This is a genomic window from Bradyrhizobium sp. CCBAU 45321, from assembly GCF_028128975.1.
Lineage (GTDB): Bacteria > Pseudomonadota > Alphaproteobacteria > Rhizobiales > Xanthobacteraceae > Bradyrhizobium > Bradyrhizobium yuanmingense.
The window spans coordinates 331,110-344,922 of record NZ_LFKZ01000127.1; the positions used below are offsets into that span (position 1 = coordinate 331,110).

14 protein-coding genes and 1 pseudogene are annotated in these 13,813 nt (G+C 65.2%); 7 read left to right on the plus strand and 8 right to left on the minus strand.

From position 1 onward, the window contains the following. Positions 1–28: 28 nt before the first annotated feature. The 7 genes from ACM43_RS26870 to ACM43_RS26900 all read right to left on the minus strand — a co-directional run bounded on the left by ACM43_RS26870 (position 29) and on the right by ACM43_RS26900 (position 6,297). Positions 29–184, minus strand: a complete 156-nt coding sequence (locus tag ACM43_RS26870; protein ID WP_271544168.1) for a hypothetical protein — start codon at positions 182–184, stop codon at positions 29–31. After that, positions 181–2,568 (minus strand): endopeptidase La, encoded by a 2,388-nt coding sequence (lon, locus tag ACM43_RS26875; protein WP_271544170.1) that lies wholly within the window; start codon positions 2,566–2,568, stop codon positions 181–183. Before lon ends, ACM43_RS26870 begins: the two co-directional genes overlap by 4 nt. Before the next feature lie 8 nt (positions 2,569–2,576). Then, positions 2,577–2,960 carry an Hsp20/alpha crystallin family protein gene (locus ACM43_RS26880; RefSeq protein WP_024342525.1) on the minus strand — a complete coding sequence of 128 codons (384 nt, stop codon included), beginning with the start codon at positions 2,958–2,960 and terminating at the stop codon, positions 2,577–2,579. A gap of 163 nt (positions 2,961–3,123) precedes the next feature. Then, positions 3,124–3,690, minus strand: a complete 567-nt coding sequence (locus tag ACM43_RS26885; RefSeq protein WP_271544171.1) for a YciE/YciF ferroxidase family protein — start codon at positions 3,688–3,690, stop codon at positions 3,124–3,126. Positions 3,691–3,794: 104 nt separating this feature from the next. Beyond that, positions 3,795–4,001 (minus strand): hypothetical protein, encoded by a 207-nt coding sequence (locus ACM43_RS26890; RefSeq protein ID WP_036007833.1) that lies wholly within the window; start codon positions 3,999–4,001, stop codon positions 3,795–3,797. 79 nt (positions 4,002–4,080) lie between these two features. Beyond that, a complete protein-coding gene (locus tag ACM43_RS26895; RefSeq protein ID WP_157283884.1) occupies positions 4,081–5,268 on the minus strand; it encodes a carboxylate-amine ligase in 1,188 nt (395 codons plus the stop codon). A gap of 3 nt (positions 5,269–5,271) precedes the next feature. Further along, positions 5,272–6,297, minus strand: a complete 1,026-nt coding sequence (locus tag ACM43_RS26900) for a gamma-glutamyl-gamma-aminobutyrate hydrolase family protein (protein ID WP_271544174.1) — start codon at positions 6,295–6,297, stop codon at positions 5,272–5,274. Positions 6,298–6,339: 42 nt separating this feature from the next. Between ACM43_RS26900 and ACM43_RS38660 the strand changes: the two are divergent. The 3 genes and pseudogenes from ACM43_RS38660 to ACM43_RS26910 form a co-directional block, all read left to right on the plus strand. Beyond that, a pseudogene (locus ACM43_RS38660) lies at positions 6,340–6,435 on the plus strand (MarC family protein); the annotation flags it as partial. 129 nt (positions 6,436–6,564) lie between these two features. Then, entirely contained in the window at positions 6,565–7,218 is a 654-nt protein-coding gene (locus tag ACM43_RS26905) for an L-fuculose-phosphate aldolase (RefSeq protein ID WP_271544176.1), read from the plus strand. A gap of 12 nt (positions 7,219–7,230) precedes the next feature. Beyond that, the gene (locus ACM43_RS26910; RefSeq protein ID WP_128263305.1) at positions 7,231–9,018 is read left to right on the plus strand and encodes a chloride channel protein; all 1,788 of its coding nucleotides are present in this window, start codon (positions 7,231–7,233) and stop codon (positions 9,016–9,018) included. Positions 9,019–9,024: 6 nt separating this feature from the next. On the opposite strand, the gene ACM43_RS26915 is transcribed toward ACM43_RS26910, so the two are convergent. Beyond that, positions 9,025–9,276, minus strand: a complete 252-nt coding sequence (locus ACM43_RS26915) for a DUF2798 domain-containing protein (RefSeq protein WP_157283880.1) — start codon at positions 9,274–9,276, stop codon at positions 9,025–9,027. Between the two features lie 78 nt (positions 9,277–9,354). On the opposite strand from ACM43_RS26915, the gene ACM43_RS39015 reads away from it, so the two are divergent. The 4 genes from ACM43_RS39015 to uraD all read left to right on the plus strand — a co-directional run bounded on the left by ACM43_RS39015 (position 9,355) and on the right by uraD (position 13,778). Continuing rightward, complete coding sequence (locus ACM43_RS39015) at positions 9,355–10,011, plus strand: hypothetical protein (protein WP_404539319.1); 657 nt, start codon at positions 9,355–9,357, stop codon at positions 10,009–10,011. Positions 10,012–11,536: 1,525 nt separating this feature from the next. After that, on the plus strand, positions 11,537–11,950 hold the full coding sequence (locus tag ACM43_RS26925; protein WP_036045261.1) for a DUF3830 family protein: 414 nt from the start codon (positions 11,537–11,539) through the stop codon (positions 11,948–11,950). Beyond that, positions 11,951–12,886, plus strand: a complete 936-nt coding sequence (puuE, locus tag ACM43_RS26930) for an allantoinase PuuE (RefSeq protein ID WP_271544179.1) — start codon at positions 11,951–11,953, stop codon at positions 12,884–12,886. Positions 12,887–12,890: 4 nt separating this feature from the next. Beyond that, positions 12,891–13,778 (plus strand): 2-oxo-4-hydroxy-4-carboxy-5-ureidoimidazoline decarboxylase, encoded by an 888-nt coding sequence (gene uraD / locus ACM43_RS26935; protein ID WP_271544312.1) that lies wholly within the window; start codon positions 12,891–12,893, stop codon positions 13,776–13,778. The last annotated feature ends 35 nt before the right edge of the window (positions 13,779–13,813 follow it).

Consider the following 13,813-nt stretch of genomic DNA (forward strand, 5'->3'; position numbering starts at 1 on the left):
GTTGCCGCGAGGGCCTGAGACGGAGGGCTCAACCCTTGCGGCGCTTCACCCGGACCGTAACAGGCTGAAGCCGCGGCTCGGGTCCTGCGAGCTCATCGCGAATCCGGTCGATCGCGCGATCCAGCAACTGGCGCAGCCGCTGCGTCTTCCGCGATCGCTTCGCTCTTTCCAGCAGTTTCTTCATCGCCTCACTCCGCCCGCTTCCTTGGCTTCAGCCGGCTCGAGCGCCGCGGCGATGGCTTCGTCGACGCGCTCCAGCCAGATGAATTCGAGGGTGTCCCGCGCGCTCTTCGGGATGTCGTCGTAATCCCGCTTGTTACGCGCCGGCAGCATCACCCGCTTCAGGCCGGCAGCAGCCGCAGCCACCACCTTCTCCTTGATGCCGCCGACCGGCAGCACCAGGCCGCGCAGCGAGATCTCGCCGGTCATCGCGGTGTCACTCCTCACCGTGCGGTTGGTGAGCAGGGAGGTCAGCGCCGTGAACATCGCAACGCCCGCGCTCGGCCCGTCCTTCGGGGTTGCGCCCGCGGGAACGTGAACGTGGATGTCGCTCTTCTCGAACGCTTGCGGATCGATGCCGAGCTGAGAGGCCCGGCTCTTCACCAGCGTCAGCGCAGCCTGCACGCTCTCGCGCATGACGTCGCCGAGCTGGCCGGTCAGGATCAGCCCGCCCTTGCCGGGCACGCGCGTGGCTTCGATGAACAGGATGTCACCGCCGACCGGCGTCCAGGCGAGGCCGGTGGCAACGCCCGGAACGCTGGTGCGCAGTGCGATCTCGCCCTCGAAGCGCGGCTGGCCGAGCACGGTGGCGATGTCCTTTGCCGTCACCGTGACCTTCGCGGCCGTGCCTTCGGCGACCTGCACCGCGGCATGGCGAAACACCTTGCCGATCTCGCGCTCGAGGTTACGCACGCCGGCCTCACGGGTGTAGCCCTTGACGATCAGCTTCAAGGCTTCCGGCTCGATCTCGGCCTGCTCGGCCGAGAGGCCGTTGGCCTCCAGCTGCCGCCGCACCAGATAGCGCCGCGCGATCTCCAGCTTCTCGTCCTCGGTGTAGCCGGCGAGGCTGATCAGCTCCATGCGGTCCAGCAGCGGACCCGGGATCTGGTCGAGCATGTTGGCGGTCGCGATGAACACGACGCGCGACAGATCGAAGGGCACGCCGAGGTAATTGTCCCGGAACGTCCCGTTCTGCTCGGGGTCGAGCACCTCCAGCATGGCCGCCGACGGATCGCCCTGCACGCCGCGGCCCATCTTGTCGATCTCGTCCAGCATCATGACGCAGTTCCTCGCGCCCGCCTTCTTGATGCCCTGGATGATGTTGCCGGGCAACGCGCCGATATAGGTGCGGCGGTGACCGCGGATCTCGGCCTCGTCATGCACGCCGCCCAAGCTGACACGCACGAAGGGGCGATCCATCGCGCGCGCGATGGATTGGCCAAGCGAGGTCTTGCCGACGCCGGGCGGGCCGACGAAGCACAGGATCGGCGCCTTGCCCTGCGGGGCGAGCTTGCGCACCGCCAGATATTCGATGATCCGGCTCTTGATCTTCTCCAGGCCGAAATGGTCGGCATCCAGGATGGCTCGCGCCTCCTTGATGTCGATCGGCTTCTCCGCGGGCAGCGCCCAGGGCAGCTCGATCAGCCAGTCCAGATAGGTGCGGACCATGCCGGCCTCGCCGGCAGCCTCCGGCATGCGCTCGTAGCGGCGCAGCTCCTTCTTGGCATGCGCTTCCGCCTCCGGCGGCATGTTGGCCTTGGCGATCGCAGCCGTCAGCTCGGTGACCTCGGCCTGCTTGCCGTCGCCTTCGCCGAGCTGGCGCTGGATCGTCGCCATCTGCTCGCGCAGGATCGCCTCGCGCTGCCGCTCGTCGAAGGAGGCCTTGGTCTTCTGGCCGATTTCGTTGGAGATGCGCAGCACCTCCAGCCGCTCGGCTAGGTGCTTCGACACTTTCTCCACGCGAAGAGCGAGGTCGATGGTCTCCAGCACCTCCTGCTTGTCCTGCGGCTTGATATCCATGAACGAGGTTGCCAGATCCGCCAGCGCGCCGGGCGCGCTGGTGCCCTGGAACATCGCGGCGAGCTCGGGCGGCGCCTGCGGCAGCAGCTCGATCGCCTCGATGGCCTGGCGCTGCAGATTCAGCGCGCGGGCCTCGATCTCGGGCGAGGTCGTGGCCGGCTCGGGGATCTGCTGGAAACGCGCGGCCGGGAACGGCGTCCCCGGTAGGAAGTCGAGGATGCGCGCGCGCCGCACGCCCTGGCAGACGATGTGATGGGTGCCGTCGGGCGCGGTGATGTAGCGCACGATGTTCGCGATGGTCGCGACCCTGTAGAGGTCGTCCGGCCCGGGGTCATTGGTCTCGGGGCTGCGCTGCAGAACGATGCCGATCGGCCGCTGCTCGCGCAGCGCCTGCTGTGCGGCGGCAATGGACTTCGCCCGGCCGATCGTGATCGGCGCGATCGCGCCGGGAAACAGCACCATCTCGCGCACGGGGACGATGATCAGCGCGTCGTCGGGGATCTTCACGTCGTTATTGCTTTGTTCGTTGTTCATCTGTTCGGTGGCCATGATCGACTTCAGGATTTCGCGAGGCGCAGTGCGACGCAGCCGTCCATCACGAAGCGGCTGATGGCGTAGCGGCCCAGGGGCAATGCAATGCGGCGCTCAAAACGCCCTTGCGGCAGCTCGAGCCGATGGATGCGGGCGTTGCGAAGCTCCGGCGGGAGGGTGCGCTGACCCGAGATGACGAGCACGCCGTCATGGATGACGGTCTCGACATTGTCCGGATTGACGCCGGGAAGCGCGACCAGGATCAGGAGCTCACGCTCGGTCTCGAGCACGTCGATCGGCGGCTCCCAGCAGGCTTCCTGGCGGCCGAACTGCTGACGCAGCCGATCGGCACGGGTCAGCGAGTCCAGGGCTTCGGACAGCATCCAGTCGAGGGGATTTTTGGGTTGCATGATGCGGGCTCTGGGGTGGGAAAGCCTGCATATGGGGCGAGTTCCCGGGAAATCCAGTGCGGAAATCCAGTGCAGTGGCGCTGACGTGTTATGCGCCGCCGTGCGATCAAGGCAAGCGAACGCCGCGGCATGGCCGCGACGTTCCGTTCATTGGCAGGGCGGGTCAGGCTGCGGCGCGGTACTCTTGTTCCGCTTCGAGGTTGATCACGGAGGTGGCGAGCTCGGTCAGCGTGCGATCGGTCGCCTCTTCCTCGTCCAGCGTCTCCTGGAGCAGCCTTGCGGCGTCCTGCATGCCGAGCTCCTCGGCCCAGGTGCGCAGCGTGCCGTAGCGGGAGATCTCGTAATGCTCGACCGACTGCGCCGCCGCGAGCAGTCCGGCATCGAGCGCCGGCGCGCCCTTGAACTCCTTCATGATCTCGGCGCCTTCATCGGCAATGCCGTTGATGGCCTCGCACGGCTTGCCGCGTGCAGGCTTGCCCAGCATCTTGAAGATCTGGTCGAGCCGTTTGACCTGGCCCTGGGTCTCACGCAAATGCTTGTTGAAGGCGGCCGTAAGCTCCTTGGAATTCGCGGCCTTGGCCATCTTGGGCAGGGTCTTGATGATCTTGTTCTCGGCGAAATAGATGTCCTTCAGCGTCTCCAGAAACAGGTCGCTGAGCATCTTCGGCGCCTGACGCGGCCGGCGCGCCGCGGTCTTCTTTGTCGTGCGTTTCTTCGCTCGTTTAGCCATACATCCTCCTCATGAGGTAACACGGGAAGGCCTCGCCCTCCTCAATCCTCAGGCGATCAAAGCCGCTCCATGAACGAAAGTTCCAAACTGCAACCGGCGAAGGCTCAGGTCGGGCGCTTGTAGGGATCTTCCTGGCGCTGCCGTGCCTCGGTGTTGCGATCGAGCTGCGCCCGCTCGCTGCGGCGCAAGTTGCCCGCCTTCATCACGCCGTAAACGAGCGCCCCGCCGAGCACGAACGCGCCGATGAACCAGAGCCAAAGCATCTGGGCCGAGGCGTGGCCCAGGAGCATGCTAATGCCGCTGTCGCTCATGATTGGTCTCCACGATTGTCCATTGCTATCACGCTGAGCTAAGTCGGCGGTCGAAACCTCGTTCCATGCGGCCGCGGCGTCAGACCAGGTCGGTCAGCGGTTGCCGCACCGCTTGCGCTTTCGGCTCGCCGCCCCGGGCGGTGAAGTCTCCGGCTTCGGTGGAAGTCCGCAGCCATTTCGTCACGTCGCTGATTGCTTCCCGCGGCGAGTGGCCGAACTTGCGCAAGCCGCGAAAATATTCGAGCTGAAGGTGGGCCGATGTGCCGCGCTTGGGGATCGACTTCAGATGCTGGATGTCGTCTTCGATGCCGAGATGATCGACGTGGGGTGCCACCATGGCGATCACTGCATCGAGCCAGCTTCTGAATGAGACCGGCTCGAACGAGACCAGGTCGATATAGGTGCCGTCGGTTCCGTAGCGCTGGGCGCGCCAGCGATTCTCCTCGACCAGCGCGCGGTGCACGGCCGAATAGGTGGCGTTCAGCTCGGGATGGTGGACGGCGTGGCGGACCAGCGCGCGGAACAGCGCCGCGATCGCCACCGAATCCGCAATCGCCGTGCAGCAATCGGTGATGCGCAGCTCGAGCGTCGGATGCTGCAACGAGGGCCGCAACGCCCACCAGACATAGGTGGCGTTGGGGATGATGCCGGCATCGACCAAGGTCTTCACGTAGGTCTCGTATTCGGACAGGTTCCGAAACATCTCGGGAAAGCCGGTCCGGGGCAGGGCATCGTTGGCGGCATTGCGGTAGCCCAGCAATCCCGTCGGGTAGCCGCACCAGAACGGCGAGGAGGTCGAGAGCGCCAGCAGCAGCGGCAGGAACGGCACCAGGCGGTGCATGATCTCGACGCGCAAATCGGGCTCGGGCACCTCGACATGGACGTGCAGTCCGCTGATCGGGTTGCCGAGGCCGACCATTCCGAGCTCGCTGATGACCTTGCTGTAGCGGCGCTTGCGCGTCATGCGCTGCTGCTGCGGCTGCGCCAGCGGGTGTGTGCCGGCCGCGATGATGCCGACGCCGTGGTCCTTGCCGACCTCGGTGAGCACCGCGCGATAACGCGCGAGCTCGGCCAGCGCATCGACCGAAGACGTCAGCGGCGGGGTCGCCACCTCGATCTGGGATTGCAGGATCTCGGTGGTCAGCCGCTCGCCAAGGCGCTTCTGCGCCGCGGCCATGTAGGCCTTGGGCAGCTCGGATCGCGGCGCCGCGGACTGGCGGTTGACCAAGAAGTATTCCTCCTCGATGCCAAAGCGGTAGCGGTGCATGGCCTATGCCGCCCCCTGCGCCCTGGCGTGGCGGCGAACCGCGTCCCCGAAGGCTGACAGAATGCGCGCCGAGGCGTGGTCGGAGCTCGCCCAATAATCGGGATGAAAAAGCGTGCCGAGCGCAAAATCGCTGGCGCTCTCGACGCTGACGGCCTCGATCGAGCCGTCGTCGGCGACGGCCTCCGCGACGAGGCCCGGTGCGAGATCGGCGATCAGGAAGCTGTGCAGCGAATTCACGAGAATCGAATCCGCGCCGCAGATCTGCTGCAGGACGCCACCCTTGCGCAAGCCCACCTTCTGCCGCAGCCGATAGCGGGCATCCTCGTTGTCCGCGTCGGGCGTGCCATGGCGTTGTTCCTCAGGCAAATCGTCGGGCTCCTTCGAAAGCGTGCCGCCCAAAGCGACGTTCAGCTCCTGGAAGCCGCGGCAGATGAACAGAGCGGGGATGCCCCGCGCCAGCGCCCGCGGGATCAGGCGCAGCGCGACCTCGTCGCGGAATTCGTCGAACGGGCCGTCACGCTTCTCGTCGACTGTTTGTCCATAGCGGGACGGATGGACGTTGGTCTGTCCGCCGCCGACGAAGAGGCCGTCGAGCCCGTCCAGATAGGCATCGATGTCGGCTTCCGGCGCCGCGGGCAGAATCCGCGGCACGGCGCCGGCGACAAGGCCGATCGCATTGACGCAGACCATCGAAACCGCGGCGAGTTGTTCGCCGCGCGCGACCAGGGAATCGGAGAGAATGCCGATCTGCGGTGCGCCGCTGCGCCCCTGCCACTGCCCGCGCGAGGCGCTACGCCGCCACTGCTGAAGGCCGTACGCCACGGCATCCGCTGCGCTGCCGAATTGATGAATCGCCGCCTTGAGCTCTCTGACGTTTGTCCCCAATCGAAGCGCCCAACCGCTGCAGGCAACGGGATCGTGCGGATCAATTCTGGAACGGGGCTCGTGCAATTGCTTCGGCTGCTTCTGTTCGTGTATCGATGCACAGTGAAACGGCAATCGTCGGGAATGGTTGCTTCGCGATTGCACCGCTCGATCTCATTGCCTCCGCACCAGCCTTAACTTTTGTTATTGCTCTCGCGCGTCCTCGGGATGCTGCTCGCCGCCTATTCCGTGCAGTTCGTCATCAACGGGGTCGCGGCGGTCCGGACCGGCCTGCCCTGGTAGCTGCGACAATCTGTTAACCTGTCGCTATCCCGTTCGGCCGGAGTGTCACGGGATCCGGGACGCTTTCGCTTGCACTGTCACGTTGCTTTGACGTAACTCGGTCCAATAAGCCCTCGACAGGAAATCGACATGTCGATGACAGCGGACGAGCTCGGCAAGAGACAGGCCATTATCGACGCCTGCCGGCGCATGAACGCGCTCGGCATCAACCAGGGCACATCGGGCAATATCAGCGTCCGGCATGTGGACGGCCTCCTGGTCACGCCGACCAGCCTGCCCTATGAGGCCATGCGTCCGGACCAGATCGTCTTCATGGCCATGGACGGCTCGCACGCGCCCAACCAGAAGCCGTCGAGCGAATGGCGCTTTCATCGCGACATCCTGAAGTCGCGGCCCGACGTCAACGCCGTCGTGCATGCCCATCCGACCTATTGCACCATCCTGGCGATCATGGGCATGGAGATCCCGCCCGTGCATTACATGATCGCGGCGGCGGGCGGCGACAGCATCCGCTGCGCGCCCTACGCGACGTTCGGAACGGCGGAGCTGTCCGAGCACGCGGTGCGGGCGCTGGAGGACCGGCTCGCCTGCCTGCTCGATCATCACGGCATGATCGCGATCGGCAAGACCCTGGACAAGGCGATGTGGCTGGCGGTCGAGGTCGAGACGCTGGCGCGGCAATATCACGGCTGTCTGCAGATCGGACAACCGCCGCTGCTCCCGAGCGAGGAAATCGAGCGGGTCCGTCAGCGCATGGCCGGCTACGGCCTGTCGGAAGGGTAGGGCGGCGAAACGGTGTTAGTGCGGATCAAACATCTCGTCGATCGCAAGAAGACGAACCGCACCATGGTTCGGCTGCGCGCCCTGCTGCGCAGCAACGAGTTCTACCTGATCCCGCTGGCGCTCGTGATCGGCACGCTCGCGGGCGCGGTCGTGACGCTGATGGCCCACATCGCGCAGATCGCGCATGTCGTGATCTACGGCATTCCCATTGACGTCCACCTGTCGGCCCACGCGAGCGTCAGCCCATGGGCGGCACTGATCGCGCCTGCGCTCGGCGGGCTGGCGCTCGGAATCATGGAATGGTCGCGGCGGCGCATGAAGATATCGAACGCGGTCGATCCGATCGAGGCCAACGCGCTGCGGGGCGGCAATCTGTCGATGCGCGACAGCGGGGTGGTCGCAGGCCAGACCCTGATCTCGAACGGCTGCGGCGCCTCCGTCGGCCTCGAGGCGGGCTACACCCAGATCGGTTCGGGCATCGCCTCGCTGATCGGCAAATTCTTCAATCTCCGCCGCAACGATCTGCGCCTGATGGTCGGCTGCGGGGCCGCGGCGGCGATCGCGGCGGCGTTCGGCGCGCCAATCACCGGCGCCTTCTATGCCTGCGAGCTGATCGTCGGCGTCTATGCCGTAGGCAGTGCCGCGCCGATCCTCGCCGCCTCCCTCGCGGGCGCCTTGACCGCGCAATGGCTGGGCGGCGCGCCATACTCGCTGGAGATACCGAAGGTCAGCGCCGTCGGCGTCGAGCAATATCTGGCACTGATCGGGCTCGCCCTCATCACCAGCGGCGTCGGCATCGCCGTGATGCGCTCCTCGCCGATGTTCGAGCGGCTGTTCGCCTGGATGCCGGTCTGGCTGCGTCCTGTGATCGGCGGGCTCATCGTCGGCGGGTTCGCCATCATCACGCCGCAGGTTCTCGCGGCCGGCCATGGCGCCATGGTGCTCGATCTCTTCCACGACATGACGATCGGCCTGATCGCGCTGATCATCGCCTTGAAGGTGACGGCCTGCCTGATCTCGCTCGCCTCCGGCTTTCGCGGCGGCCTGTTCTTCGCCTCGCTGTTCGTCGGCAGCCTGATCGGAAAGTTCTTTGCCGCGGTGCTGCTGCTCATCAGCCCGAACTTCGCGATCGATCCGCTGGTGGCGATGTTGACGGGCATGGCGACGCTCGGCGTCGCCATCGTCGGCGGCCCCCTCACGATGTCGTTCCTCGTGCTCGAGATGACACGTAACGTCGACGTCACCGCCGTGGTGCTGGCCGGCTGCATCGTGACCTCGATCTGCGTGCGCTTCATGTTCGGCCATTCGTTCTCGACATGGCGCCTGCATCTGCGCGGCGAGACCATCCGCAGCGCCAACGACGTCGGCTGGCTGCGCAATCTCACGGTCGAGCGCCTGATGCGCTCGGACGTCGGCAAGGTGCCCTCGACCACGACGATCGCCGCCGCGCGCCGCGAGTTCGCGCTCGGCTCGCGGCCGGGAATCGTCATCGTCAACAATGCTGACGAATATATCGGCCTCGTCCTGCTGCCCGATTTGTTCTCCAGCGACCTCGACACCATCGCCGACGACATCCAGGTGATCGAGCTCGCCCGCCTGATCGACATCGTGCTGATCCCGGAAATGAACGTGAAGTCGGCGATGGCGGTGTTCGACGAAGCCGAGGCGGAGATGCTGGCGGTGGTCGATTCCACCGACAGCCGCAAGGTTGTCGGCTTCCTCACCGAGAGCTTCGCCCGCCGCCGCTATGTCGAGGAAATCGACAAGGCGACAAGAGGCGTGCTGGGGGCGCTGTCGTAGGCGAGGTTACCGGCCGGGTGGCGCCTCGACGAGCCAGGCCACGACCCGGCGGACCAGCGGCAAGACCACGAGCAGGGTCGGGAAGGCGACGAGCCAGGACAGTCCCCAGGCGCCCGGCCAGGTCGCCAGGAACGCCGGCGTTGCCCCCAGGCTCCGCAGCGTCGAAATGACCGATACCACCGCCGTCATGAGGATGGACAGCACGAATGGCGTCACGATCGGCGCATAGCGCGCCGGTAGTTTGCGAACCACAATCATCTGGTTTCTCTAGGATCTGGTTTCTCTAGGATCTGGTTTCTCTAGGAAAGGACGCGTCGATCTCGTTGAACCTGGAAAATGGCATCGATCCCGACGGCGTCGGTTGATGCGTTGGTTCACGTAAACGCTTACGGCGGCCGAAAACGGCGCGGCTGTTCATTAACCGCTCAGGTTGCCTGGTTCAAGCTGGGTCTGATCGTTCGGGATTTACAATCGTTCAAAGCGTGGCAGATCGCCGCGATCATGAAACCATTTCAGTGGTTTGCGGATTATAGATCGTTTGCTTATGTTTCTTTGGGCGAGAACAGAGGAAATTCGAACATGAGTATTGGACCCGTGATTTCCGCAGCCGGCCGCAACACGATCGTGGTCGCGCTCGCAGGCCTCGCCCTGATTGCGGCTTCCGCATCCCCGTCTGCAGCGGCTTCGGCCGGAAGCCCGGCCGCCAAGTCGGCTGTCAATGCGGCCGTTGCCGGCCAGGCTGCCTCCGACGTCACCGATTTCAGCGCACACCGGCGTCGCCATTATCATCGACGCGGGCCGAATGCCGCGGGTCTCGCCTTCATGGGCATGGCCGCAGGTCTGATCGGAGGCGCGATCGCCGAGAGCCGCCGCCGCGAATATTATGAAAACCGCTATTATTATGGCTATGGCCCGCGTTACTACGGCGGCCCTGGTTACTACGGCGGTTCCGGCTACTACTACGATCCGGGCTATCGTTACGCACCATACTGAGCGGCCGGAGCCCGGAAGCCCCGGATTGTACTAGCCGGGGAGCGTTTGAATCCCATCTCCCGTAGCCCGGATGGAGCGAAGCGAAATCCGGGTCCGCTCGCGCGGCATCTCGAATTGTCCCGGATTACGCTCGCGCTCCATCCGGGCTACGAGAGCAGGGTGTTTCGCTTCTCTGTCAACCTGCCCGCATAAAAATATTCCGCTTTACCGAAATTCGGAAATGACGTATGTGTCGCCCATCCCGGCTCAATCTCGAGGGGCGATCATGAGGTCGTCATTGTCGCGAGCCGGGCTTGCGGTGGACGCGGCAGCGTCGTGTACGAGAGCTGAGGGCAGGGCGGATTGCTCTCCGTGAGCCCGAGGCTTCGTACGGACGAGCGGCGCTGTCAGGTTCGTCGCGCCGGCATTTCGATGGCAACGTGCACAGCGCCGTCGAACCCTGCGGCGCCAACGGACCGCGCGTACGGCAAAACCGTGTGGTCCTGGCCGTCGTTGCTACGGTCAAGCTCTCGCGAATGCGGCGCTCGCGTCAACCGGCGCGGTGCCGGTGACTTTCGCAGGAGCGAGGGAGGCCAGAGGGAACTCGGCTCCCAGGAGAGCGCGGCATAAGCCGTCCGACCATCGCGCAGGGAAGGCCGTGTGTTGGGCTTCACCTGTATGCTGCTGTGCGGTTCTTCCTGCGTGTGCTTTTTGCGCAGCGGACCGCGGGTGCCGCCGGCACCCGGCCTTCCCTGCGCCTTCTTGGAAAAGAGGGTGAAGTGACCAAGCAAAGCTCGGGCGAAATCAGCCGCGAGAATGCGAAGGCATGTCTGCACCTCCACACTCGCTGTCATCGCCCGCGAAGGCGGGCGATCCAGTACGCCGAGACGCCAGTGATTGAAACGAGGGGGGCGCGGCGTGCTGGATTCCTTGCCTTCGTAGGGAACGACAAGTGTTACTTGGAGAACGCAGCGTCGCCTCACACTCCGTCATTGCGAGCGCAGCGACTTGTCCGCCGAAGCCTTTGGCGAAGGCGGAAGCAATCCAGAATCTTTCCGCGGCGGGATTCTGGATTGCTTCGTCGCAAGGGCTCCTCGCAACGACGAGAAGGAGAGTGCGAGCGCTACACTCTCTCGTGCCCCGGACGCAGCGCAGCGTCCCCCCGGCGATGCGAAGCATCGTCCGGTTCGACGATGCGCTGCCGAGCCGGGGCCCATCCATCCGCAATTGCCGCGTTACCTAGGTCCCGGCTCTGCGCCGCAACGCTTGCGCGCTGCAGCTTGTCCGGGACACGGGAGAGCTGCATTGTCGCGCTGGAGCGCGCCAGACGTCGTTGGCGCCGGCGCCCCTTTACCCGGCAATTCTGCCGGTGGACTCACCTCCTGCAATCCGGTTCAATGGCAACGAGCTTTCAGGCGATCGGGCAGGCCGGGTGGCGTGCCCAACTCATACGAGAGCCTCCCGCGCCACTTGCGCGAAACGGTCGGGAGTGCTTTTTGCTGAAAGTTCCCCGCGGGGCGCATCGCCCCCGATCCAGAGAGATGAGATGAGCAAACTCGTTATCCGCGCCGGCGATTTCACCTTCGATGCCCGTTTCGAGGAGCAGGCGGCGCCCAAGACCGTCGCCGCCTTCCGCAAGGCGCTGCCGTTCGAAAGCCACATCATCCATGTGCGCTGGAGCGGCGAGGGCGTGTGGATGCCGCTCGGCGACCTCGACTTCGGCGTCGGCTACGAGAACCACACCAGCTATCCCGCCCCCGGCCAGATCATCCTCTATCCCGGCGGCATCAGCGAAACCGAGATCCTGCTGGCCTATGGCGGCGTGCACTTCGCGAGCAAGATGGGCCAGCTCGCCGGCAACCATTTCATCACGCTGACCTCGGGCCTGGAGAACCTCGCAACGCTGGGCAAGAGCGTGCTGTGGAAGGGCGCGCTGCCGATCCGCTTCGAGGAAGTCTGAGTGACCGAGCCCCGCTACCCGCGCGATCTCCGCGGCTACGGCCGCAATCCGCCGCATCCGCAATGGCCTGGTGACGCGCGGGTCGCGGTGCAGTTCGTCGTCAATTTCGAGGAAGGTGGCGAGAACAACATCCTGCACGGCGATCGCGCCTCGGAGGCCTTCCTGTCCGACGTGCTTGGCGCGCAGCCCTGGCCCGGCCAGCGCCACGCCAACATCGAATCCATGTTCGAATATGGCTCGCGCGCCGGCTTCTGGCGGCTGTGGCGGATGTTCAACGAGCGGACCTGGCCGACCACGGTGTTCGGCGTCGCCACTGCGCTCAAGCGCAATCCCGAGATTGTCGCTGCGATGAAGGAGGCGGGCTGGGATATCGCCAGCCACAGCCTGAAATGGATCGAGCACAAGGACATGACCGAGGCGCAGGAGCGCGCCGAGATCGCCGAGGCCATCCGCGTGCATACCGAGGCGACGGGGGCGCGGCCGCTCGGCTGGTACACCGGGCGGTCCTCGATCAACACCAACCGTCTCTTGATGGAGGAGGGCGGCTTCCTCTATCTCTGCGATTCCTATGCCGACGATCTGCCGTATTGGGTCAAGGGCGCCAGCGGCAAGCAGCTCATCATTCCCTATACGCTCGATGCCAACGACATGCGGTTCATCAACCCGCAAGGATTTGCCGAGGGCGAGCAGTTCTATACTTATCTGAAGGACGCCTTCGACGTGCTCTACGCGGAGGGCGAAACCGCGCCTAAGATGATGTCAGTCGGCCTGCATTGCCGCCTCGCCGGCCGGCCGGGCCGCGCAGCGGGCCTGATCCGCTTCCTCGACTATATCGGCAAGCACGAGCGCGTCTGGGTGCCGACCCGGTTGCAGATCGCGCAGCACTGGCACGAGAAGCACGCCCATCTTGCCGCCGACGCATTCGAGATCGGGTGAGATGATGTCGCAGATTTCGCTGGCCGATCTCAACGCTGCAACCACGGCCGACTTCGTCGCGGCGCTCGCCAACGTCGTCGAATATTCGCCGTGGATCGCCGAGCAGCTCGCGGCAAAGCGGCCGTTCGCCGGCATCAACGAGCTGCACGCCGCGCTGATGGCCGCGATCCAGAGTGCCGAGCCTGACGTGCAGCTGGCGCTGATCCGGGCGCATCCCGATCTCGCCAACAAGACGCAGCGCGCCGCGGGCCTCACCGCGGAATCGACCGACGAGCAGAACAGCGCTGGGCTCGACCGGCTGTCGGATGCCGAATATTCCGCGTTCGAGCGGGCCAACAACGCCTACCGCGACAAGTTCGGCTTCCCCTACATCGTCTGTGTGCGCCGTCACACCAAGGATTCCGTGCTGCGCGACTTCGAGGCGCGGCTGCTCAACATCGCCAAGACCGAGATAAGGCGTGCGATCGAGGAGATCGGCCGCATCTCGGCGCTGCGGCTCGACCAGCTGGTCGCCGCCGACGACAGGCTGAAGGTGCACGGCCGGCTTTCGACCCATGTGCTGGACAACCAGATTGGCAAGCCCGCACCTAGCATCCCGATCGAGCTCGTGGAGCTCGCGAGCCTTGGCGAGAACCGCGTCATCGCGCGCACGGTGACCAATGCCGATGGCCGCACCGACCAGCCGCTGATCGGCGGCCGTCCGCTGCCGATCGGCCGCTACGAGCTGCGCTTCAGCGTCGCCAAATATTACGCCGCGCGCAACGTGCCGCTGTCCGATCCGCCCTTCCTCGACGAGATCCCGCTGCGCTTTGCGATCAGCGAGCCGGAAAGCCATTACCACGTGCCGCTGCTGGTCACGCCCTGGAGCTACTCGACCTATCGCGGCAGCTAGAGCATGATCCGGAAAAGTGCGTAGCGGTTTTCCGA